Origin of the sequence: Massilia pinisoli (assembly GCF_024753285.1) — a bacterium.
GTDB classification, from domain to species: Bacteria; Pseudomonadota; Gammaproteobacteria; order Burkholderiales; family Burkholderiaceae_D; genus Telluria; species Telluria pinisoli.
Window position 1 is genome coordinate 1 of the sequence record NZ_JANUGW010000005.1, and the last position, 22,521, is coordinate 22,521.

The window sequence follows — 22,521 nt, forward strand, 5'->3', positions numbered from 1 at the left end:
AGCAGGTGCTCGTCGAAGCCGAAGCCCAGCAGGTCCGGCTCGTTGGCCGACTTGCCCAGCGTACGCACGAGCTGCAGCACGTCGTCGGCCTGGATGAAGCTGGCCGATGAGCTGGCGGTCAGCAGCTTGTCCGCGGGCTGCGAGCGCGCCACGGCATAGCCCTGCACGTAGTCGACGCCGATCTCCGCCAAGGTTCGGATCGTGGCCGCGTCCTCGGCCCACTCGGCGATGGTGCGCATGCCGAGGTTGCCCGCGAGGCTGACGATCGCTTCCACGATCGCGACGTTGGCCGGGTGCGCGTTGATGTTGACGATGAAGTTGCCGTCGATCTTGAGCACGTCGGCCGGCAATTCCTTCAGGTACGAGAACGACGTGTAGCCGGCACCGAAATCGTCCAGCGCCACCTTCACGCCGAAGTTGCGCACCTGGTCGATGAAGCGGCGCGTGTTGTCCAGGTCGTGCAGCGCCACGCTTTCCGTGATTTCGATGCACAGGCGGCTCGCCACGTGCGTGTAGCGCGACAGCACCTCCAGCGTGTCCTGCACGAAGCGTTCGTCGTTGAGCGACGCGCCGGACAGGTTCATGCACACGAAGCGCGTGTTGACGAGGGAATCGATGTTGGCTTCGATCCACGCCAGGACCGTCGACATGACCCAGCGGTCGATCACGCCCGCGCGCCCGCTCTTCTCGGCGGCGGCTATCAACGGGCCGGCCGGGGACACGCGGCCGTCCGCCTCGCGCATGCGCAGCAAGACTTCGAAATTCAGCGACTCGTACGGCGCCGACAGCGACATGATCGGCTGCATCTCGAGGAACATGCCTTCGGTGGCATCCGGACCGGACAGGCGCGCGACGAGGTTCAGTTCGTTGGCGCGTTCCTGGAACGCGTGCGAGCCGCGCTCGTACACGACGAGGCCGTCGCTGTGGCCGCCCTTCGCCTCGCGGCAGGCGCGGTCCGCCGTCGACACGGCATCCTTCATCGGCATGCCCGGCGAGACTTCGATCAGGCCCACGGAACCCCGCACGTGAAACGCCTTGTCGCCCACGCGGTACGGCGTGCCGCCGATGCGGTCGACGATGCCGCGGCAGATCAGCGACGCCAGCGGGATCGCCGTGTCGGGCATGACGATGACGAATTCGTCGCCGCCCACGCGCCCGATCTTCTGGCCGCCGGCCAGCGTGAGTTCCATGCGCTCGCACACCTGCTTGAGGACTTCGTCGCCGGCCGCGTGGCCGAACAGGTCGTTGATCAGCTTGAAGCGGTCGAGGTCGATGTAGGCGAGCGCCAGCGGCTTGCCCGCATTCAGCAGCTGCGCGGCGCTCTCGAACACCTTCTCGATGCCGCGCCGGTTGAAGACCTTCGTCAGCGGATCGTTGTTGGCCATGAAGCGCAGCTGTTCCGTCGCGCGGTATTGCTCGGTGACGTCCTGCAGCACGGCTTCCACGCGGCCGCGCGCGAGCGTGGCGCTGACCATGAAGCGCTGGGCGCCGTCGCGGCTGATGATCTGCATCTCGGCATCGCTGCGCAGATGCACTTTTTCCAGCAGTTCCGACCACAGGCTGTCGGCGAAGAATTGCTTCCACGACGTGCGGCCGGGAACGATCTCGTCGATGTCCAGCATCTTGCGCATGGCCGGGTTGGCGCTCACGATGTTGCCATACATATCGAGCGTGAACAGGCCGACGGGCATCGCCTCGAACGCGTGCTCCAGCTTTTCCTGCGCTTCCCGGCGCTTCTGCGTCTCCATGCGCATCTGCTCGGCCACCGCGAGCGCGGCCAGCAGGCTCGATGCGAGCGCGGCCGTGACGCTGTTGATCACGTTCAGCACCTGGTGCATGCCCAGCGCGGCCGACACGACCTCGGCCAGCGACGCGACGTATGTCAGGGCGAACGACGCCGCGAACCAGCCGGCCACGCGGTTGCGCGAGCGCACGATGATCGTCAGCAGGCCCAGGGTCATCAGCGAGAAGCCGAACGCCATGATCACCCACAGCATCGGCAGGAACACGCCGTACGGCAGCATGACGGCGCCGACGAGCAGCGGCACGCACGCCCATTGCGTGATGCGCAGCGGGATCGACCAGCGCGTCTTGACGAGCTCCTCGCGGAACAGGGCCTGGTACAACGTCAGCGTCGACACGCCGTACAACGCGATCGTCAGCGAGCGGCCCAGCAGCATCCACTGGGCGGGCACGGTCATGCCGAGCCACTGGGTGTCCCAGCCGGCCGACAGCGCGCCGATGCGCAGGTTCAGGATCAGCCAGCCGGAGAACAGCACGTACAGCGGCTGGCGGTTGATGAGGGCCGTGATCAGGACGAACAGCGCCAGCACGATCATGCCGCCGTCGAGCAGGCCCGACTTGCGGTGATAGTCCTCGACGGACTGGTCGAACTCCGCGCCCGGCCATTGCACGACCGACAGGCGGGCGGGACCGGCGAAGCGTCCGCGGCACAGGATGTCGCGCGGCAGCGCGGCCGGCCGCAGCGCGAAGCCGGCCCGCGCGGCGAACAGCGTCGGCGAGCCGCGCTCGCGGGTGGCCTCGCCCAGCGGTTGCAAGGTGGTCGCGTCCCAGCAGGTCACGTCGACCGCATGGCGCGAGGGGAATTCGACGACGTCGGCGGCGACGGCATCGGCCGCGCGCGGCCGCGTGCTGAAGCGGAACCACACGGGTTCCTCGGACAGGTGGGTGTCGGCGTACGACACCGGCACGGCGTCGCGCAGGCGCGCGTTGGCCACGGCCGGGCTCAAGGGCGTCGTTTCACGCAGCACGCGGATAGCGCGCGCATCGCCGCTCCCCGTCACGTACTGGCTGTCCCAGCACACGAGGGCCACGATGGAAACGACACCGATCGCGATCGGAATCAGATAATAAGCGAACGCTTGGAACGTCAGGTCAAGCGCGCTTTGCGCCAGGCCCGGCAGTTTCCAGCGGCCGGATGATGTGAATTGCATGAGTCTCTGCGAAACTGGTATCGGCCCGGCGGCGCGGGCGGCCGTTGTGGTTTCGCAAGCATACAGCTTTACAGTAATGCCGTCATGCAATTATTAAATCAAGCAACCAATTCGAACCGATCCGATGCCTGTTGCGCAACACCCAGACCGCTGCCGATGGTCCGCCCGGCGCTCGGCTGCGGGGGACGCACACCTGCCCGGCCGCTCACGTCGATGTCCGGATGGTCGATGTGGCAGAAGAAATTCAGCAGCGGATGCTGTGCGGCCGTCCAGCGCGCTTCGATCGTCGTGATGTCGAAGGCCATCACGCGGTGCGGGATATTGCCCACGTGGCGCAACGGGACGAAACCCAGGTCCGGGAACACGTCGACGAAGGTCAGCTGTTCGTACTGACGGTCGATCGGAGCGCGGCCCGTGGCCAGCGCCCAGGCGATGTCGTTCTGCTGGCAATACATGACGCCCGCCTTCAGCAGCGCCGTCTTGACCAGGCGGCCCATGCGGCCGTTGTCGACGCCGAGGCGGCTCATCTCGGCCAGGGGCTCTCCGCGCAGCCAGTCCGGCAGCGTGACCGACTCTTCCACATGCAGCGGCTCGTGCAGATTCGTCTGCATGCGCGCGGTGCCCAACGGGGCGCCGTCCAGCTTGGATTCGGCCAGGAAAACGATTGCGTCGTCGCCGTAGTCAGCGGCTTCGGGGTGTGCGAGCTGGCGCGCGAAGTCCGGCACGTGGCGTGCGTAGGCGGCGTGGCGCACGCGCACGGCCTTCCACAGGTCGGCTTCGTTGCTCACGCGGCGGATCGTGAAAGGCAGGCGTTCGGTCAACTTGCCCGAAACCCCGATGGGGGCGAAATGGGGGCGTAGGACGCCCGGGTGGCGCATTTCCATGATGACTCCTGAGTTGATGTTCAGAAATTTAGTTTCCGTTTTGAACTTTATCAACGTTACAGGGGTTAACAAATTGTCGAAAAAGCGTGCCTTTTGCCCCTATTTCAATTTTCAATAAATCATGATCAAGAAAATTATCTTTACGACAACTGACGCGCCGTGCCGCTGACCCGGATCGACCCGCCCGGCTCCGGCCCGATTTCCGCATGCAGCAGCGACCGCATGCCCATGTCCTCGCCCTGCACGACGTCGACGGCGCCGCCGTGCGGCCAGCCGAGATCGCGCAGATAACCCGCGAGCGCGGCCGTCCCCGCACCGGTCGCCGGGTCCTCGTAAACACCGCCGACGGCGAATGGATTCCGGGTCTGGAAGCGGCGCGCGTTTTCGGCCCAGGCGAGCACGATCGTCGTCAGGCCGTGGCGCGTCATCAAGGCCCGGCCGGCGTCCAGGTCGTAGCGCATCGCGGCCAGCAGGTCGCGGCTGGCCAGCGCCAGCACGAGGTGGTTCGCGCCCGCGTGCGCGATGGCGGGCGGAATGCGCGGGTCGAGGTCGGCGGCGTGGTATCCGAACAACACCAGCGCGTCGGCGACGAGTTCCGGCGCCGCCGGCCGGCTCCACGTGGGTGGCGATTGCAGCGCGGCGGCCACGCGCGCGCCGTCGCGCCGGCCTTCGACCGTGATGGCGGTCTCGTTCAACGCGAGCGCGAACACGCCGTCGCCCTCGCGCCGCGCCAGCGCCGCGCCGAGCGCGATCGTCGCGTGGCCGCAGAACGGCACTTCGGCCGCCGGCGAAAAATAGCGCACGCGCCAGCCCTGCCCCTGCGGTGCCGCGAACGCCGTCTCCGAATAACCGACCGCATGGGCCAGGCGCTGCATCGCGTCGTCCGGCGGCAGCGCGGGGCCGATCCAGACGCCGGCCGGGTTGCCGCCGGTGTCGCCGTCCGAGAACGCGGCGATGCGCTGGACGTCCTGCACGTCAGGCACGAGGGGGGATGGTTGGGTCATGGAAGCTCCTTCGCGAATGGATGGGACGACCATGATAGTGCGGCCGCGCGCGGCCTGCCGGGCTCGCTAGCCGGCGTCAGGCGTCGAGCACCCCGGCCAGGCGCGCCGCGAGGAAGTCGACGAACGCCTGCACGCGCGGCGCCAGCGCGCCCTGTTTGTAGAACACGGCCCACACGGGCTGGGTCCACGGGAGCGCCGCATCGTCCAGCAGCGGCACGAGGCGGCCCGCGGCCACGTCCGCGCGCGTGAGGAAGTCCGACAGGCTGACGATGCCGGCGCCCGCGAGCGCGAGGTGGCGGACCGTCTCGCCGCTCGTCGCCGTCACGTGCGGCGCGCTGCGCCAGCCCTCTTCCACGCCGGCGCGCAAGGGCCACGTGTTCAGCGCCGCGGGCGCCACGAAGCCGATGCGGCGGTGGCGCGCGAGGTCGTCCACGCGCGCGGGCGTGCCGTGGCGTTCCAGGTAGCGGGGCGCGGCCAGCACGCGGATGCGGCTTGCGCCCAGGCGCCGCGCGTTCAGCGTGGAGTCGGCCAGCTGGCCGATGCGGATCGCGACGTCGGCCTTTTCCTCGATCAGGTCCACGACGGTCTCCCCGCTCGCCAGTTCGACCTGCACCTGCGGATACGCGTCGAGGAAGTCGGGCAGCAGCGGCGCGACGAGGTGGTCCAGCGCGGGTGTCGCGGCATTCACGCGCACGAGGCCCGCGGGCTGCGCGCGCGCGGACGCGGCCTCGCTTTCCGTCTGTTCCAGTTCGGCGAGGATGCGGCGCGCGCGGCCCAGCAGCCAGCTGCCTTCCTCCGTCAGGTCGAGACGGCGCGTCGTGCGGTGGATGAGGGTCATCGCCAGTTGCCGCTCCAGGCGGGAAATCGTGCGCGACACGCCGGATGGCGTCTGTCCCAGCTGCTGCGCGGCGGCGGAAAACGAGCCCGTATCGACGACGGCGGCGAAGGCGATCAGCGAACCGACGTCCAGCATTTTTGCTCCCAAGTCAAAAGTCTATTGTACGGCCACGGGTTTTTCTTTGCGGACGGGGCGGCCAGAATGCGCCATCCCATCGCATCATCGACAAGGAGAACACCATGCCACTCGCCCTGTGGGCGCTCACCCTGAGCGCCTTCGCCATCGGCACGACGGAATTCGTGATCGTCGGCCTCATCCCCACCATCGCGGCCAGCCTGCACGTGTCCGTGCCGTCGGCCGGCCTGCTCGTGAGCCTGTACGCGCTGGGCGTCGCCATCGGCGCGCCCGTGCTGACCGCGCTCACCGGCCGCGTGCCGCGCAAAACCCTGCTGCTGGGCCTCATGCTGCTGTTCACGGCCGGTAACCTGACGGCGTGGATGGCCCCCGGCTATGCCGCGCTGATGGCCGCACGCGTGCTGACGGGCCTCGCGCACGGTGTCTTCTTCTCCATCGGGTCGACGATCGCCACCAGCCTCGTATCGAAGGAAAAAGCGGCCAGCGCCATCGCGCTGATGTTCAGCGGCCTTACCGTCGCCCTCGTGACGGGCGTACCGCTCGGCACGTTCATCGGCCAGCGCTTCGGCTGGCAGATGACCTTCCTCGCCGTCGCGCTGCTGGGCGTGATCGCGTTCGTCGGCATCGCGCTGCTGGTCCCGCGCGGCATCGCAGACAGCAAACCGGCCGGCCTCGCCACGCAATTGGCCGTGCTGAAGAAACCGCGCCTGCTGCTCGTGTACGCGATGACGACCCTCGGCTACGGCGGCTCGTTCATCGCCTTCACCTATCTCGCGCCGATCCTGCAACAGGTCGCGGGCTTCGCGCCGGACACCGTCGGTCTCGTGATGCTCGTGTACGGCGTGTCGGTCGCCTTCGGCAATATCTGGGGCGGGAAACTCGCGGACAGCAAGGGCCCCGTGCGTGCGCTGCAGATCGTGTTCGCGTTGCTGGTCGGCGTGCTCGTGCTGCTGGCGTTCACGGCCGCGCACAAGATCGCCGTCCTCGCCACCGTGCTCGCATGGGGCGCCGTCGCCTTCGGCAACGTGCCGGGCCTGCAGGTCTATGTCGTGCGCCGCGCCGAGATCGACGCGCCCCGTGCCGTCGACGTGGCATCGGGCCTGAACATCGCCGCGTTCAACGTGGGCATCGCGCTCGGTGCCTGGGGCGGCGGCCTGATCGTCGCCCATCTGGGCCTGATGCACACGCCGTGGATCGGCGCGCTGATCGTCGGTGGCGCCCTGCTCCTCACCACCTTGGCCGGCCGGCTGGATGCACGCGACCCGGCGCCGCAAGCCCGCCGTGATGCCCGCGCCGTCGCCATGCATTGAATCGAATCGAAAGGAAACCCAGGACATCGCCGCCATCGATGCGCTGGAACGGGGCGAACGTCCCGTCGATCCGGCGTTCGCGCCGCGCTGGGATCGATCGGTTATTTGTCGAGTCTCGTAGGGTGGGGTGATCGATGCCCCCGGCATCGATCACCCCACCCTACTTGTCCAATTCTTTGTAGTGGCGGAAGATTCCCTCTTCGTTAAAGGGTATCCGCCGCGGCGATTTCAGATACGCCGCGATGCGCGGCCGCGCCGCCACCCGGTCGCGCAAGGCCATCAGCAGCGGATAGCCGGCGTCGATGCGGGCAAGTGTCTTCGGGAACGCGTAGCGCAGCCCCTCGACGAGCTGGAACAGCGACAGGTCCGCATAGGTGACCGTGTCGCCCAGCAGATAGTCCTTCGTCTCGGGCCGCGACAGGATGTTCTCGAACCAGTCGAAGAACTTCGGGACGCGCGTGTCGAGGAAGTCGGCCGCGCGGCGCTTGGCTTCCGGGCGCTGGTCCTCGTAGTACAGCGACGTGGCGATCGGATGGTGTGTGTCGTGCGTCTCCGCCACCAGGTCGGCGATCGTCAGCTGGATCTGGTTCACCCAATATTTGCCCTGCGCGTCCTGCGGCGCCAGGCCGTGGCGCTCGCCCAGGAACATCAGGATGCTGGCCGTCTGCCCCACCGTCACGTCGCCCGCCTTCAGGAACGGCGGCGCGAACGACGGGTGGTCGGCGCCGTCCATCGCCGCCATCATGCGCGCCATGCCGCCCCGCCCGCGCGCCACGTCCACGTAGTCCACGCCCGCTTCTTCCAGCGCCAGCCGCACGAATTCGCCGCGGCCCTGGATGCTCGGCCAATAAAAAAGTTCATACGTCATGCCGCACTCCTCCACTTGTTCGCTCGGACGCAATTATTGAGCAGCTTTTCGAAGTATGGCGCGGCAATCGTGCTAGTCTTGCGTCTGGCGCGTGCCTGACAAAATATCAATAAAGAGAGACATGAAGACAATAACAAGAACGCAGGGCATCAATTATCGACGGACGACATTCTTAATCTGCTGAACGGTTCATTCCACTTCAGCAATATCCACCGATAACGAATCGCCCGGAGCGCACCGATGATTTTCGCTCACCTCACCCAACACTGGATGGCCCGCCGGCAGCAGCACAACTTTGCCGCGTGGTGGTCGTGCGTCGCCAGCAGCCTGCGCGTGCTGGCCCATTACCGCGACCACCGCTCGCTGTGCGGGCTCGGCGTGGTCCGCAACCACGTGGCGGCGACGAACGCCGACCCGTTCCACCACCTCAGCCACCGCGACTACCTGATCCAGGGCCTGACCCCGCGCGAGCGCGTGCGGGCCGTGCTGAGCCACTACCGCTTCGAGGACGCGACGTTCGACGAGGCCTACCTCGGCGCCGTGTACGGCCGGCGCAGCCTGCCGCTGTGGCACCACGAGGCCGACGGCAGCGCGTTCACGATCCGGCTCGAGATGACGGGGCGCGGCAATGCGGAAGGCGACCTCACCGTCGCCCTCGTCGCGGACGGCCGATGCCTGCACCGCCTCTCGTTCAACTGGCTCCCCGGCGACATGGCCGGCGTCGACCTGCCCATCGTCCCGTTCATCGCACGCAACGAGGGCCGCTGGGTGGATGCCGGTCCCGCGTTCGAGGCGTTCGAGCGCGTGTTCCCGAACAACTCGCCCAGCTTCTTCTGCTTCGCCGCGATGCAGGGCGTCGCACTGGCGCTCGGTATGGACAAGATCGTCGGCGTCCGCGCCGAGGCCCACGTTGCCTACGACCCCGATCCGGACAAGCACTTCGCCAACGCGTACGACGGTTTCTGGAAGATCCTCGGCGGCACCGACATGCCCGGCCGCGACGGCTACCTGATCGCGCTGCCGTTCTACGTCAAGCCGCTGGCCGAGATGCCGTCCAAGCACCGCAAGCGCGCGGCGCTGCGGCGCGAGCACTGGCGCCTGATCGGCGATTCAGCACAGGCCGTCATCCAACGCCATGTGCTGCCCACGCGCACGCCCGTCGCGCGCGAGGCCGCGATTCCCGAGCCGGCCTGATCGCCCCCTCCCGCGCGGCCGCGGCGTCGCGCGGGAACCTTCGCCTTTACAACATGTCTATTGGCAGACGCACCACGACGGGGCGCGCTGTGCTACACTCGCGCCTTCGCTAGGGGTCCTGGAAGTCTGCTTCCGGGTGAGAGATACCCTCCGTACCTGATCTGGATAATGCCAGCGAAGGAAAGCGCAACGCCGTTCCCTCCCTGTTTGCCCTTCCCCCGTTGGCTCCGGCTTTTGAGAAAAGCAGCGTGCCGCCTTCGGCGCGCGAAACGAGCAAACCATGACATCACATTTGAAGTACACCGCCGTCGCGTGCGCGATCGCGCAGGCATTCGTCGCGCAGGCGCAAGCGCAGGACACCACCCACCCCGTGGCCGAGGTCGTCGTCACGGGCAACCGCTTCGGCGCCGTCGACCGCGCCAGCGTCGGCAGCTTCGGCGAGGCGTCGCTGTTCGACACCCCCGCCTCCATCACCTCGATGGGCCGCACGCAACTGCAGGACCTGTCGATCCGCTCGACGACCGAAGCCGTGCGCTTCGATGCCTCCGTCGCGGACGCCTATAACGCCGTCGGCTATGCCGAGCAGTTCTCGATCCGCGGCTTCGCGCTGGACAACAACTACAGCTACCGCAAGGACGGCTTCGCGATCCCCGGCGACACGCAGATCCCGCTCGAAAACAAGGAACGCTTCGAAATCCTGAAAGGCATCGCGGGCCTCACGTCCGGCATCGCCACGTCGGGCGGCATCGTCAACTACACGACGAAGCGCCCGACGAATGCGCTGCTGCGCTCGGCCACCGTCGAAGTCGCCGAGCGCGGCACCCTGTACGGCACCGTCGACCTGGGCGGCCGCTTCGAGGACCGCCGCTTCGGCTACCGCATCAACGCCGCCGCCGCCGACCTCCACCCGTACGTGCGCGGCGCCAACGGCGACCGCCAGTTCGTGTCGGCCGCGTTCGACTGGCAGATCACGCCGGACGCACTGCTGCAGCTGGACATGGATTACCAGCGCAAGTCGCAGATCACGGCGCCCGGCTTCCAGCTGATCCAGAACGCGACGCTGCCGACGGGCGTGTCGCCGAAGATGCTGCTGAACGACCAGCCATGGACGCGCCCCGTCACGACGAAGGACAGCAACCTCGGCCTGCGCTTCGAATACAAGCTCGCGCAGGACTGGACCGCAACGATGTCCGGCAACAAGCACTGGTTCAAGCGCGACGACTTCACCGCGTTCCCCTACGGCTGCAGCAACGAAGGCGCCGGCTATTATCCGGGCTATTGCGGCAACGGCGACTACGACGTCTACGACTACCAGAGCACCGGCGAGCGCAAGACGCCGTGGGGCGTGCAGGCTCTCGTGAACGGCAAGTTCGCGACGGGTGCCATCCGCCACGCGGTCGCCATCGGCGCGTCGTATTCGGAGCGCCACGACAGCTTCGGCGACTACGTGTACGACTACGTCGGCTACAGCAACCTGTGGCATCCGCTCGTGACGCCGCACGTCGCGGCCGACCGCGTGACGGGCCCCGTGTTCGAGCGCCGCAGCGACGAGGAACGTGCGCTGTTCGCACAAGACGTCATCACGCTGACGGACCAGTTCACGCTGCACGCGGGTCTGCGCCACGTACAGATCAAGCGCAGCGAATTCACCGACGGGGCAACGAGCGACGCGTCGTTCCTGCTGCCGCAAGTCGCCCTGATGTTCAGTCCCTCGCGCGCATGGAATGTGTACGCAGGCGTCAGCCACGGCCTGCAGCACGGCGGCGTCGCCCCGATGCAGACGACGAACGAGAACCAGGTGCTGGCGCCGCAGCGTTCGCACCAGGTCGAGATCGGTGCGAAGGCCGCGCTGGACAACGGCATCAACCTGTCGGCCGCGCTGTTCGATATCCGCCAGGGCCTCGAGTACACGGATGCGAACAACACCTATGTGCGCAACGGCCGCGAGACGCACCGCGGTCTCGAGCTGACCGCCCAAGGCCGCGCGACGCCGGCGCTGGACTGGAGCCTGTCGCTGATGGCGCTGAACACGCGCCAGCAGGGCACGGGCCAGGCCGATATCGACGGCAAGCGCGTGACGGACGTCCCCGCGTTCAAGTCGGTGGCGTGGGTGCAGTATGCGGTGGCCGCCGTCCCGGGCCTGAAGGTGGACGGCACGTGGCAGTACTCGGGCAAGAAGGCGTTCGACACCGAGAACACCGTGTTCGTGCCGGACTACCACGTGTTCGGCGTGGGCGCATCATACGGCATGAAATGGGGCGCGACGAACATCACGTTGCGCGCGCGGGCCGAGAACCTGTTCGACAAGTTCTACTGGCGCGACGTGACGCCGGAACTGGGCGGCTACCTGCTGCCGGGCGCACCGCGCACGTTCCGCGCGTCGGCGCAGTTCGACTTCTAAGAACTCAGTAGCCCGCTCCGAGATCGTAGGGTGGGCACCCCGTGCCCACGCGAACGCCAACGCACCGCATACGTCCGCGTGGGCGGAGGGCCGCCCACCCTACCGCGATACGTTCCAAGTGAAGATCACGCGCCGGGCGGGCCGATCACGGCCGCGACCCGGCGCAGCCGTGCATCCAATTCTCCCGTCAGCAGCGTGAACGGAATGCGCCGCTCGTCCAGCACCGCGACGAGCTGCGCATGCACGCGCAGGCGCACTTCTTCCGATTCGCGCTGCAGGCCGTCCGGCACCCACGGCAAATCGGGCGCCGCGACGAGCGTGTGCGCGTAATCGTGTGCCGCTTCCAATGCCAGCAGGTCCGGCGGGACGCGGTCCCAGTAGATGCGGCTGTACACGGCCGTCATCAGCGGCGTCGTATCGACGAACAGGAAGTCCCGCACGCGTGCGTCGCGCGCGAGCGCCTCCTCGCGCGCGCGCTGCGTGCGCGCGATGCCCACCTGGTCGTCCTCGCGCGGCACGCGCGCGTTCACCTCGACGAATTCGCGCAGATATTCCGGTACCCACAGCGTGTCGTAGCGCGCGGCCAGTGCCTGGGCCAACGTGGACTTGCCCGTCGATTCCGCGCCCAGCAGCGCGATGCGCGCGACGCTCATCGGATCGCCTCGCCGACCGGCATGTCCGCGTCCTCGCCCGCATCCGTGCGCGCAGCCGCCGACCACGCGCGCAGTCCGAGCACCGCGAGCACGACGAACACGGCGTACAGGATCGCCGTCAGGTGCAGGCCCTTGTAGACGTATAGCCCCACGTACAGCACGTCGACGACGATCCACGTGTGCCAGTTCTCGATCTTCTTCTTCGCCGTCAGCAGTTGGCCCAGCAGGCTGCCCGCCGTGAGGAAGCCGTCCATGTGCGGCACGTCCGTGTCCGTGTACGCCTTCAGGAACGCGGACAGCACGACGAAGCCGACGGCCCAGCCGGCGAGCGATGCGACCCATCCGGCGCGCGCAAGACGCGTCACCGGCAGCGGCTTGCCCTCCGCCCCGCGCAGCCACTGCCACCAGCCCCAGACGGATGCCGCGATGAACACGCCCTGCAGGCCGGCGTCGCCGTACAGGCGCGCGTCGTAGAACACGACGCCGTACGTGGCCGACGACACGATCGCGAAGAACCAGCCCCAGTGATTGCGCAGGATCGTCAGGACGACCGTCGCGACCGACAGCGCGAAGCCGAGCAGTTCGAGCGGCGTGGTGGTAAAGCCTAGGAAGACGAGGGTCGAGTTCATGGTAGAGAGATGCGGGCGAGTCAGCGATTATGGAAGGCGGCGCCCGTTTACGCAACCGCGCTTCCAGCCCGGCGACTGTCCGTTTCCGGACACCGCTGCCCGCCACCGGGCAACGCCGCGCCCATTTGCGCGGCGCGCCACTGGGAAAACCTGCTGGCACGGGCCTTGCAATACTGGCAGCATCGTATTCACTCACGCCATCATGGACCAGGCCATCCCTCTCGACGTCGTCCGCCGCCGCAACCGTGTACGCGTCGCCACGACCCTGCTGCTTTTAGGGAGCCTGTGCGCGGCCGCGTGGGGCTTGAACCGCGTGCTGCGCCCGAGCGTATCCGCCGCCGACGTCGTCATCGCCGAGGTGCGGCGGGGGACTATCGACAACACGATCAACGCGGCCGGCGTCGTCATCCCCGTGCACGAGGAAGTCGTCGCAAGTCCCGGCGCGAGCCGTGTCGCCAAGGTACACGCCAAGCCCGGCCAGCAGGTGGCGGCAGGCGACCTGCTGCTGGAACTGGACGACCACGAGATCCGCCTCGCGCTGGAAGCGTTGAAGGAACAGCTGGCGCAGCAGGACAACCGTATCGCGACCCTCACGCAGGAACAGGCGCAGAAGCATACGCAGATCGTAAGCGCCATCGAACTGCTGGAGATCGACCTGCAGGCCGCGCGCGCCACGCTGGAACGGAGCCAGAAGCTGCGCAGCAGCGGCCTCGTGTCGGGCGAAAACCTGCTCACGGCGGAGCTGAACGTCAAGCGCACGGAAATCCAGCTGCGCCAGCAGCGCGCACTGATGGACGCGACGCGGCGCACGACCGCCAGCAATATCGCCGCGGCCGACCTCCAGAAAGCCATCCTGCAAAAGCAGATCGCGCAGCAGGAGCAACTGCTGGACCGCACCCGCGTGCGCGCGCCGTTCGGTGGCATGCTCACGTGGCTCGTCGAGGAGGAAGGCGCCAGCGTGGCGGCGGGTCAGCTCGTCGCGCGCGTCTCTGAATTGAACAACTACCGCGTCGAGGCGACGCTGTCCGACTTCCACGCGCGCCAGCTCGCGCCCGGCCTGGCCGTGCGCGTGGAGCAGAACGGCGAGGCGATGGCCGGCACCGTGCACACGATCCTGCCCGAGATCCAGAACGGCACCATCCGGCTGCTCGTCGACCTTGCGCAGCCGCGCAACGGGCACCTGCGCAACAAGATGCGCGTGGACGTCAACGTCGTCACGGAGCGCCGCGCGAACGTGCTCGTCGTCGACAGCGGCGCCGCGTTCAACGGCCGCGGACCGCAACCCGTGTTCGTCGTGGACGGCGGCGTGGCGCGCAAGCGCACCGTCGCCTTGGGCGCGAGCGACGGCCACGTGGTCGAAGTGGTCGCCGGCGCGCGCGCGGGCGAACGCGTGATCGTGTCGGACACGCATGCGTTCAAGGACCTGGACACCATCCGTATTTCGTATTGACTCAACCGGGAGACACCATGATCAGACTGCATGACGTCAGCAAGACCTACCGCACCGACAAGGTCGAGACGCTGGCATTGAAGGACATCGACCTCGCCGTCGACCGCGGCGAATTCGTCGCGCTGATGGGCCCCAGCGGCTGCGGCAAGAGCACCCTGCTGAACCTGATCGGCCTGCTCGACCGGCCGGGGAAAGGCAGCGTGGAAATCGACGGCGCCGCCATCGGCTCGTACGGCGACAAGGCCGTGGCGCGGCTGCGCAACCAGACGTTCGGCTTCGTGTTCCAGAGCTTCCACCTGATCCCCGACCTGCGCGTGATCGACAACGTGGAACTGCCGCTGCTCTACCGCAGCCTGTCCGGCGGCGAGCGCCGCAAGCTGGCGCGCGAGGCGCTGGCCCGCGTGGGCCTCGGTGCGCGCATGGACCACTTTCCGAACCAGCTGTCCGGCGGCCAGCAGCAGCGCGTGGCGATCGCGCGCGCCATCGTCGGCCGCCCGCACGTGCTGCTGGCGGACGAACCGACGGGGAACCTGGACAGCAAGATGGGGGCCGAGATCATCGACCTGCTGCTGCAATTGAACGCCGAGGGCACGACCGTCGTCATGGTCACGCACGACGAGCAGGAAGCCCGCCGCGTCGGCCGCATCGTGCGCGTGTTCGACGGCCAGCTCGTGGGCCAGGAGCACCTCCATGCTGCGTAACTACCTGCTGACCGCATACAAGGTCTTCATGCGGCGCAAGCTGTTCACGGCGATCAACCTCGCGTGCATCGTGTTGACGCTCGTCGTGCTGATGGTGATCACGGCGCTGCTGCAGACGACGTTCTGGCCGCACGGCGTGGAAGGCAAGAGCGACCGCCTGCTGCAGGTGTACGGCATCCGCAGCATGAGCCCCGACGGCAAGAACATGCGCACCACCCTGCTCGGCTACAAGACGATCGACAAATACCTGAAGCCGATCGCGAGCGCCGAGCGCGTATCGGCCTTCACGATTCCGGGACCGGTGTCCGTCTACCAGGGCGACCGCGTGAGCCAGCTCGACATCCGCCGCGTCGATGCCGACTACTGGAAGATCCTCGATTTCCACGTGGTGGCCGGGCGCCTGCCGAACGAGGACGACGACCGGCTGGGCCGCCTCGTCGCGGTCGTCAACGCATCGACGGCCCGCCGGCTGTTCGCGGACGGCCGCGCGGTGGGACAGCGCATCAGCGTGAGCGGCCAGACGTTCGAGATCATCGGTGTCGTCGCGGACGTCATCCACATCAACGCGTACGCCGACATCTGGGCGCCGCTGACGACGTTCCCCTCGACCGACTACCAGAAGGACCTGATCGGCGGCTTCGCCGCCATGCTGCTGGCGCGCACCCCTGGCGACGTCCCGCGCATTCAGCGCGAGGTCGCGCACGCGGCGACGACGTTCGTCAGCGAGGACCCGCACGCGTTCTCGACGACACAGTTCTGGGCCGACAGCAAGCTGGACGTGTTCGCCCGCGTGCTGCTGAGCCGCCAGAGCGAGGCCGATTCTGGCGCAACGACGCTGCTCCTGATCATCGGCGGCGGCATGCTGCTGTTCATGCTGCTGCCCGCGCTGAATCTCGTCAACCTGAACATGGGCCGCATCATGGAACGCAGCGCGGAGATCGGCGTGCGCAAGGCCTACGGCGCCACGAGCCTGCAACTGGCGGGCCAGCTCGTCGTCGAGAACGTCCTGCTGTGCCTTGCCGGCGGGCTGCTGGGCCTCGCCTGCGCGCGCCTCGTGCTGTGGTGGCTCGAAGCGTCGCAGCTGATCCCCTATCTCGACGTCGACATCAACCTCCCCGTGTTCGGCTGCGGCATGGTGCTGGCCCTCGTGTTCGGCCTGCTGTCCGGCGCGCTGCCCGCGTGGAAGATGTCGCGACTCGATCCCGTCCATGCCCTGAAAGGAGCCGCGTGATGCTGCGCCACCTGTTGCAACTGACCTGGCAGCGCAAGTCCAGGCACCTGATGCTGAGCCTCGAGATCCTGCTGGCCTTCGCCATCGTGTTCGGCATCGCCGCGTTCGGGCTGCGCTGCTGGCAGCTGTACCGCGAGCCGCTGGGCTTCGACGGCACCGACACGTGGTCCGTCTCGATGCTGATGTCCGACCTGCCGGCCGAGGCGATCCCCCCCGATACCTACGACCTGTTCCGCCGCAGCCTGCTCGAGCTGCCGGAAGTGCGCGCCGTCGGCTTCGCGAGCTTCGCACCGTACACCTTGTCGACGTGGACCATGAGCTTCAAGTCGGCGCAGACGGGGACGGGCATCCTGAGCGACACCGTCGAGGCGAGCGACGGCGTCGCCGACGCGCTCGGCGTACACCTCGTCGCGGGCCGCTGGTTCGACGCAACCGACGACGGCGCGCCCGACACCGCCGTCGTCGTGAACGGGCGCATGGCGACCGCGCTGTTCCCCGGCCGTCCGGCGCTGGGCCAGCGCTTCACGAGCGCGGAAGACGGTGTGCCCCGGACATACCGGGTCGTGGGTCTCGTCGACGCATTCCGCAACAAGGGTCCCTTGATGATCCCGACGAAATTCGTCATCGTCCGCTTCGCCCCGCACACGACCAAGTCGCGCGTGCGCACGATGCTGCTCAAGGTCGCGCCGGGAACGCCGCGCGCGTTCGAAGCGAAGCTGAGCGAGCGCCTGAAGCGCGTGCGCAACGACTGGTCGTACGAGATCTCCCCGCTGGCGGCCGCCCGCGCCGCCCTGCTGAAGGAGCAGCTCGTGCCGCTGGCCGCCGTCGCCGTGATCGCCGGGTTCATGCTCGTCATGGTCGCCTTCGGCCTGTTCGGCGTGCTGTGGCAGAACACGACGCGCCGGATTCCCGAGATCGGCCTGCGCCGCGCACTCGGCGCCAGCGCGGCCGGCATCTACCGGCAAATCGTGTTCGAACAGCTGCTGCTGTGCTCTCTCGCAGTCGCCGTCGGCCTCGTGCTGCTCGTGCAGTTGCCGCTCACGGGCGCGCTGGGCGAGGCGTTGAACTGGTCCGTGTTCGCGGGGGCCTGCGCGCTGTCGATGGCCGTGATCTATCTGCTATCCTTCGTGTGCTCGCTCTACCCGGGCTGGCGCGCGAGCCGCCTCGATCCTGCCGCGGCGCTGCACTACGAATGACGAGAGAGACGAGAAAGACTTCGCACATGGAATCACAACGCAGGCGCGTACTGGTCGTCGACGACGACCAGGCCGTCCAGGTCTCGCTGGCCCTGCTCCTCAAGCAGGCCGGCTTCGACGCCGCCTGCGCGGACGGCCCGCGCGAGGCCCTCGCGCAGCTCGATGCCGGCAGGTTCGACCTCGTCCTGCAGGACATGAACTTCTCGCTGCAGACGAGCGGCGAGGAAGGCCTCGATCTCCTTGCCAGCATCAAGGCGGCGCACCCCGTGCTGCCCGTGCTGCTGATGACGGCCTGGGGCTCGATCGCACTGGCCGTGCGCGGCGTGAAGGCCGGCGCCGCCAACTTCTTCACGAAACCGTGGGACAACGCCCAGCTGGTCGACCTGATCGAGGCCACCCTGGACCTCGGCGCGCCCCCGGCGGCGGGCCGCGCCACGCGCGCGGCGCTGGACGCGAAATACGATTTCGCGGGCATCGTCGGCGAGCATCCAAAGCTCTTGAAGGTGCTGGAGACGATCGCGCAGGTCGCGGCCACGCGCGCGCCCGTGCTGGTGCTGGGCGAAAGCGGCACGGGCAAGGAAATGATCGCGGACGCCATCCACCGCAACAGCCCGCGCCGGAATGCCCCCATCGTCAAGATCAACATGGGGGCCATCGCTTCTTCGCTGTTCGAAAGCGAGATGTTCGGCCACGTGCGCGGCGCGTTCACGGATGCGAAGGCCGACCGCAAGGGCCACGTGGCGAGCGCCGACGGCGGCACCTTGTTCCTCGACGAGATCGGGGAGCTGAACCGCGGCGACCAGGTCAAACTGTTGCGCGTCCTGCAGGACCAGCGCTACCAGCCCGTCGGTGCGAGTCGCGCCGAGCAGGCCGACGTGCGCGTGATCTCCGCCACGAACCGCGAGCTGGCGGAACTGGTGGCGGCCGGCGACTTCCGCGAAGACCTGTTCTACCGCCTGAACCTGATCACGATCCGCCTGCCGCCGCTGCGCGAACGGCGCAGCGACATCCCGCTGCTGGCACGTCACATCGTCGCCGGCGTGGCCGAGAGCTATGGGCTCGGGCCCGTCTGCCTTGCGCCGCAGGCGCTGGACTGGCTCGCGGCGCAGCCGTGGCCCGGCAATATCCGGCAGTTGAAGCAGACCCTGGAGCGCACCTTGCTGCTGGCCGGGAAAGGCCTGCTCACGCACGCCGATTTCCAGGCCACGAGCGCCGTCGACGACAACGTGGGCAGCGCGCGCCTCGGCGTGGACGGCATGACCCTGGACCAGGTCGAACGCCTGATGATCGAGCAGGCGTTGCGCCAGCACACGGGCAACATCTCGCGCGTCGCCAAGGCGCTCGGCCTGTCGCGCACGGCGCTGTATCGCCGGCTCGAACGCCACGGACTGGGCGATGCGGGCGTGGACGCGGACGGATGATCCGGCTGCGTCCACGGTTGGGCGCCTACGTGCTGGCGCTGCACCTGCCCTTGTTCGCCTGCGCCGCCCTGCTGCTGCCGGCGCGCCCGCTGTGGTTCGTCGGCGCGGAAGCGCTGCTGCTGGCTAGCCTCGCGCTGGGCTGGCGCCTCGTGCGCCAGGCGCTGGAACCGCTCGGCTACACGCGCCGCGTGCACGAACTGCTGCAGGACCAGCACTACGCGAGCCGGCTGGCGGCGCCGGCGTCGTCCGAACTGGACGGCCTCGTGGACACGTTCAATGCGATGCTGGCCGCCCTGCACCGCGAGCGCCTGGCCATCGGCGAGCAGCAGGGCTTCCTCGACCGGCTGCTGGAAGCGACGCCGGCCGCCGTCCTAGTGTTCGATTTCGACGGCGCCATCAGCCTCGTGAACGCGAGCGCCGCGCAACTCCTCGGCCTGGATCGGCCGCAGGGCAAGCCGCTGTCGGCTTGGCCCGACGGCGACGCCGGCTTCGCGGCCGGCCTGGATGCGCGGGCACGCGCACGCAGCCGGCAGCTCGCGGCCCAGCTGGACGCGCTGCCGCTGGGCGAAGCGCGGCTGCTGGCCGATCCGGACGGCCGCCGCTACCGCGCCCGGCGCGGCCAGTTCTTCGACCGCGGCTTCGCGCGCCACTTCCTGATGGTCGAGGAATTGACGGCCGAGCTGGAAGATTCGGAGCGCGCCACGTATGAGCGCCTCGTGCGCGTGCTCGCGCACGAAGTCAACAACACCGTGGCCGCGACGGGCTCCGTGCTCGATTCGCTGCTGTTCTACCGCGGCCAGCTCGCCGAGCCGGACGCGGGCGACTTCGCGACGGCGATCGTCGCAGTCAAGCGCCGCAACAAGAGTCTCGGCGAATTCATCGAACGCTTCACGAAGGTCGTCAGGATGCCGCCGCCGGAACTGAAGCCGGCGGACGTGAAGGCCGTCGTCGACGACATCCTGCGGCTGAACCGGGAACAGTGCAGCAGCCGCGGCATCGTGCTCGGCTGGCACCGCTGCGACCAAGTCGCGCCGCTGGCGCTGGATGCGCAGCTGATCGAGCAGGCGCTGCTCAACATCGTGAAGAATGCGATCGAGGCGATCGACGAAGCCAACGCGGCGCGCGGCGCGGCCGGCGGCTTCGTGCGGCTGGAACTGACCGCCGAGGGACGGCGTGTGCGGCTGTCGGTCGTGGATTCCGGCGACCTGCTGGCGTCAGGGCCGGCGCGGCCGCTGTTCACGCCGTTCTTCACGACGCGCAAGGGCGGCCAGGGAATCGGGCTGATGTTCGTGCGCGAGGTATTGCAGCGGCACGGGTGCACGTATTCGCTCGCGCCGGGGGCGCCGGGAGAGACGCGGTTCGACATCTGGTTTCCGGCGCCGTGACGCCTGTTCTCAACCCTTCGGGTACTTGATCGTCATTTCCTTGAGCAGGTTGTCCGCATGGTCAACCTCCTTCATCAGCCACAGCATGTAGCGGATGTCGACGTGGATCGCGCGCGTGATGACGGGATCGAAGTACCAGTCCTTCGTGATCGATTCATACGTCGAATCGAAGTTCAGGCCCACGAGTTCGCCCCGCTTGTTCATGACGGCCGACCCCGAGTTGCCGCCCGTCGTGTCGGCACTCGACAGGAAGTTCACGGGCACCGTGCCCAGCACCGGGTCCTTGAACTGGCCGTAGCGCTTGTCGCGGATCGCCTGCAGCAGCGCGTGCGGCGCATCGAACGGCGGCTTGCCCGTCTGCTTTTCCAGGATGCCTTCCACCGTCGTGAACGGTCCTTTGACGATGCCGTCGCGCGGGCTGTACGGCGCCACGGTGCCGTAGGTGACGCGCAACGTGCCATTGGCATCCGGGTACACGGGCTTGCCCTGCGATTTCTTCCACGCGATGACGGCGTCCATGTACTGCGGGACGACGCGCTCCAGGTTGCCGTCGACTTCCTTGCGGCGCTCTTCCAGGGCCATGCCGGTGTCGTGCAGGCGCACGGCGAGCTGGATGAACGGGTCGTTCGACTTGCGGAACGCGTCCGCATCCTTGCCGATCCACGCGAGACGCTTCGCCGTGTCACCCAGCTCCGTCCCCTTGTACAGCGGCGCCAGCGCGTTCTGCGCCGGGAGCAGCGCATCGAGGCCTTGCGGACGCGCCTTCGCATCGATCTTCCCGTAGCGGACGAGCGCGGCCTGCCAGCGGGCCTGGTCGACGCTCGGCACGAACGATTGCTCGAGGCGCGTCAGGCGCGCCTTGATGAACGAGACGTCGCGGTCCTGGTAGCCCGCTTCGCGCTGCGCGTCCGGCTTCTGCTGCTCGAGCGCGAGGCGGTACAAGGTACGCGCGCTTCTCAGGAGATCACTGTGCGTGGCTTCCGCCCACGCGGTTTCCTGCTGCGTCGTCGCCATGTCGGCGGCGATGGCGGCATCGAGGTCGCCCAGCAGGTTCTTCGATCCCGTGCCATGCTGCTTGTACCAGGCGCGGAATTGCGCGTCCTGCGCATCCTTGATGGCGGCGATGTCCTTGCGCGCGAAGCCGTCCTGGAGGCCGCGCGTCTTTTTCAGCACGTTGTTCAGGCTCTTCGACACGCTTGCGTAGCGCACCGTGTAGTCCGGGTTGCCCATCGTGGCGGCCGCGATCACGGACAGGTCGGCCGTGATGGACGCGACCTTCGCCGGGTAGTCGACGTCGCGCGCGAAGCGGATCTCGGCCGGCAGCTTGTAGCGGCTCGTGCGGCCCGGGTAGCCGGCCAGCAGGATCGGATCGCCGGCCTTCAACCCTTCGGCCGACACGACGAGGAAGCTCTTCGATTGATAGGGCACGTTGTCCGGCGACGGGTCCGCCGGGCGGCCGTCGCGGCCCACGTAGGCGCGCAGGAACGAGAAGTCGCCGACGTGGCGGGGGAATTCGTAGTTGTCGATGTCGCCGCCGAAGTCGCCCACGCTGTTCGCGGGCGCGTACACGAGGCGCACGTCGCGGATCAACAGTTGCTTGATGCGGTAGTACGAGCCGCCGCGATTGAACGCGGGCACCGAGCAGCGGTAGGCCTTGTCGCTCTCGCACTCCGCGATCAGCGCCTTGATGCGCGCCTCGACCTGCTCGTGACGGTCCTTGCCGGAGAGTCCGGGCGCGAGGCCCTTGAGCACGCGGTCCGTCACGTCCTCGACCTTCTCCGTCACGTAGACGACCGTGTTCGGACCGCCCGGCAGTTCCTCGGCGCGCGTCTTCGCGAGGAAGCCGTTGGCGATGTAATTGTGTTCGGGCGTCGAATTGCGCTGGATCGCGCCGTAGCCGCAATGGTGGTTCGTGACGACGAGGCCGTCCGGCGACACGAACGACGCGGAGCAGCCCGGCGTCGCGACGATGGCGCTCATCGGATGCTTGGTCAAATCCGCGAGGCGTTCGGCCGGGATCGTGATGCCGATGCGTTTCAGCTCGGATTTCAGTTGCGGCAGCTGGTGCGGCTGCCACTGGCCCTCATCGGCGCCGGCGGCGGCGGCAACACCCAGCAGGGCGACGGGAAGGACGACGGATTTGAACAAGACGAGCCTCGGATGCAAAAAAATAAACACGAGTATATCGCCAGCTTGTCTTGATGCGGAAACGAAATCGTCAGTAAACGCCTGTCGGTAGTATGTACAGCCCGCGCTTCGGCGTCGCG

17 protein-coding genes and 1 riboswitch are annotated in these 22,521 nt (G+C 67.9%); of the genes, 9 read left to right on the top strand and 8 right to left on the bottom strand.

What is annotated here, in order from left to right; genetic code table 11:
* The 4 genes from NX784_RS08160 to NX784_RS08175 form a co-directional block, all read right to left on the bottom strand.
* On the bottom strand, window positions 1-2,954 hold a 2,954-nt coding region (locus NX784_RS08160; protein ID WP_258816164.1), incomplete at its 3' end, for a putative bifunctional diguanylate cyclase/phosphodiesterase.
* 98 nt (window positions 2,955-3,052) lie between these two features.
* On the bottom strand, window positions 3,053-3,838 hold the full coding sequence (locus tag NX784_RS08165) for a hypothetical protein (protein WP_258816165.1): 786 nt from the start codon (window positions 3,836-3,838) through the stop codon (window positions 3,053-3,055).
* 140 nt (window positions 3,839-3,978) lie between these two features.
* Window positions 3,979-4,842 carry a PhzF family phenazine biosynthesis protein gene (locus NX784_RS08170; RefSeq protein WP_258816166.1) on the bottom strand — a complete coding sequence of 288 codons (864 nt, stop codon included), beginning with the start codon at window positions 4,840-4,842 and terminating at the stop codon, window positions 3,979-3,981.
* A 76-nt stretch (window positions 4,843-4,918) separates the two neighbouring features.
* On the bottom strand, window positions 4,919-5,815 hold the full coding sequence (locus NX784_RS08175) for a LysR family transcriptional regulator (protein WP_258816167.1): 897 nt from the start codon (window positions 5,813-5,815) through the stop codon (window positions 4,919-4,921).
* Window positions 5,816-5,919: 104 nt separating this feature from the next.
* On the opposite strand from NX784_RS08175, the gene NX784_RS08180 reads away from it, so the two are divergent.
* Entirely contained in the window at window positions 5,920-7,125 is a 1,206-nt protein-coding gene (locus NX784_RS08180; RefSeq protein ID WP_258816168.1) for an MFS transporter, read from the top strand.
* Window positions 7,126-7,285: 160 nt separating this feature from the next.
* On the opposite strand, the gene NX784_RS08185 is transcribed toward NX784_RS08180, so the two are convergent.
* Window positions 7,286-7,993 carry a glutathione S-transferase gene (locus tag NX784_RS08185; RefSeq protein WP_258816169.1) on the bottom strand — a complete coding sequence of 236 codons (708 nt, stop codon included), beginning with the start codon at window positions 7,991-7,993 and terminating at the stop codon, window positions 7,286-7,288.
* A gap of 240 nt (window positions 7,994-8,233) precedes the next feature.
* Here NX784_RS08185 and NX784_RS08190 point away from each other — a divergent pair, with 240 nt between their 5' ends.
* Window positions 8,234-9,187, top strand: coding sequence for a DUF535 family protein (locus tag NX784_RS08190; protein WP_258816170.1), 954 nt, complete (start codon window positions 8,234-8,236; stop codon window positions 9,185-9,187).
* A gap of 101 nt (window positions 9,188-9,288) precedes the next feature.
* Window positions 9,289-9,387: riboswitch (TPP riboswitch) on the top strand.
* A gap of 80 nt (window positions 9,388-9,467) precedes the next feature.
* On the top strand, window positions 9,468-11,588 hold the full coding sequence (locus NX784_RS08195; protein ID WP_258816171.1) for a TonB-dependent siderophore receptor: 2,121 nt from the start codon (window positions 9,468-9,470) through the stop codon (window positions 11,586-11,588).
* A gap of 125 nt (window positions 11,589-11,713) precedes the next feature.
* Here NX784_RS08195 and NX784_RS08200 read toward each other — a convergent pair whose 3' ends face one another.
* Together NX784_RS08200 and pnuC are read right to left on the bottom strand one after the other, a co-directional pair.
* Window positions 11,714-12,241 (bottom strand): AAA family ATPase, encoded by a 528-nt coding sequence (locus NX784_RS08200; RefSeq protein WP_258816172.1) that lies wholly within the window; start codon window positions 12,239-12,241, stop codon window positions 11,714-11,716.
* On the bottom strand, window positions 12,238-12,870 hold the full coding sequence (gene pnuC / locus NX784_RS08205) for a nicotinamide riboside transporter PnuC (protein ID WP_258816173.1): 633 nt from the start codon (window positions 12,868-12,870) through the stop codon (window positions 12,238-12,240). Before pnuC ends, NX784_RS08200 begins: the two co-directional genes overlap by 4 nt.
* Window positions 12,871-13,072: 202 nt before the next feature.
* Between pnuC and NX784_RS08210 the strand changes: the two genes are divergently transcribed.
* Genes NX784_RS08210 through NX784_RS08235 form a run of 6 tightly spaced genes read left to right on the top strand, consistent with a single transcriptional unit; the run spans window position 13,073 to window position 20,254 of the window.
* The gene (locus NX784_RS08210; RefSeq protein ID WP_258816174.1) at window positions 13,073-14,320 is read left to right on the top strand and encodes an efflux RND transporter periplasmic adaptor subunit; all 1,248 of its coding nucleotides are present in this window, start codon (window positions 13,073-13,075) and stop codon (window positions 14,318-14,320) included.
* Window positions 14,321-14,337: 17 nt separating this feature from the next.
* Window positions 14,338-15,021, top strand: coding sequence for an ABC transporter ATP-binding protein (locus NX784_RS08215; RefSeq protein WP_258816175.1), 684 nt, complete (start codon window positions 14,338-14,340; stop codon window positions 15,019-15,021).
* A complete protein-coding gene (locus NX784_RS08220; protein ID WP_258816176.1) occupies window positions 15,011-16,252 on the top strand; it encodes an ABC transporter permease in 1,242 nt (413 codons plus the stop codon). Before NX784_RS08215 ends, NX784_RS08220 begins: the two co-directional genes overlap by 11 nt.
* Complete coding sequence (locus NX784_RS08225; RefSeq protein WP_258816177.1) at window positions 16,252-17,448, top strand: ABC transporter permease; 1,197 nt, start codon at window positions 16,252-16,254, stop codon at window positions 17,446-17,448. Before NX784_RS08220 ends, NX784_RS08225 begins: the two co-directional genes overlap by 1 nt.
* A gap of 26 nt (window positions 17,449-17,474) precedes the next feature.
* Window positions 17,475-18,869, top strand: coding sequence for a sigma-54-dependent transcriptional regulator (locus NX784_RS08230; protein ID WP_258816178.1), 1,395 nt, complete (start codon window positions 17,475-17,477; stop codon window positions 18,867-18,869).
* Window positions 18,866-20,254 carry a sensor histidine kinase gene (locus NX784_RS08235; RefSeq protein WP_258816179.1) on the top strand — a complete coding sequence of 463 codons (1,389 nt, stop codon included), beginning with the start codon at window positions 18,866-18,868 and terminating at the stop codon, window positions 20,252-20,254. The genes NX784_RS08230 and NX784_RS08235 overlap by 4 nt, the downstream gene beginning before the upstream one ends.
* A 9-nt stretch (window positions 20,255-20,263) precedes the next feature.
* On the opposite strand, the gene NX784_RS08240 is transcribed toward NX784_RS08235, so the two are convergent.
* Window positions 20,264-22,402, bottom strand: a complete 2,139-nt coding sequence (locus tag NX784_RS08240) for a S46 family peptidase (RefSeq protein WP_258816180.1) — start codon at window positions 22,400-22,402, stop codon at window positions 20,264-20,266.
* Between the last annotated feature and the right edge of the window lie 119 nt (window positions 22,403-22,521).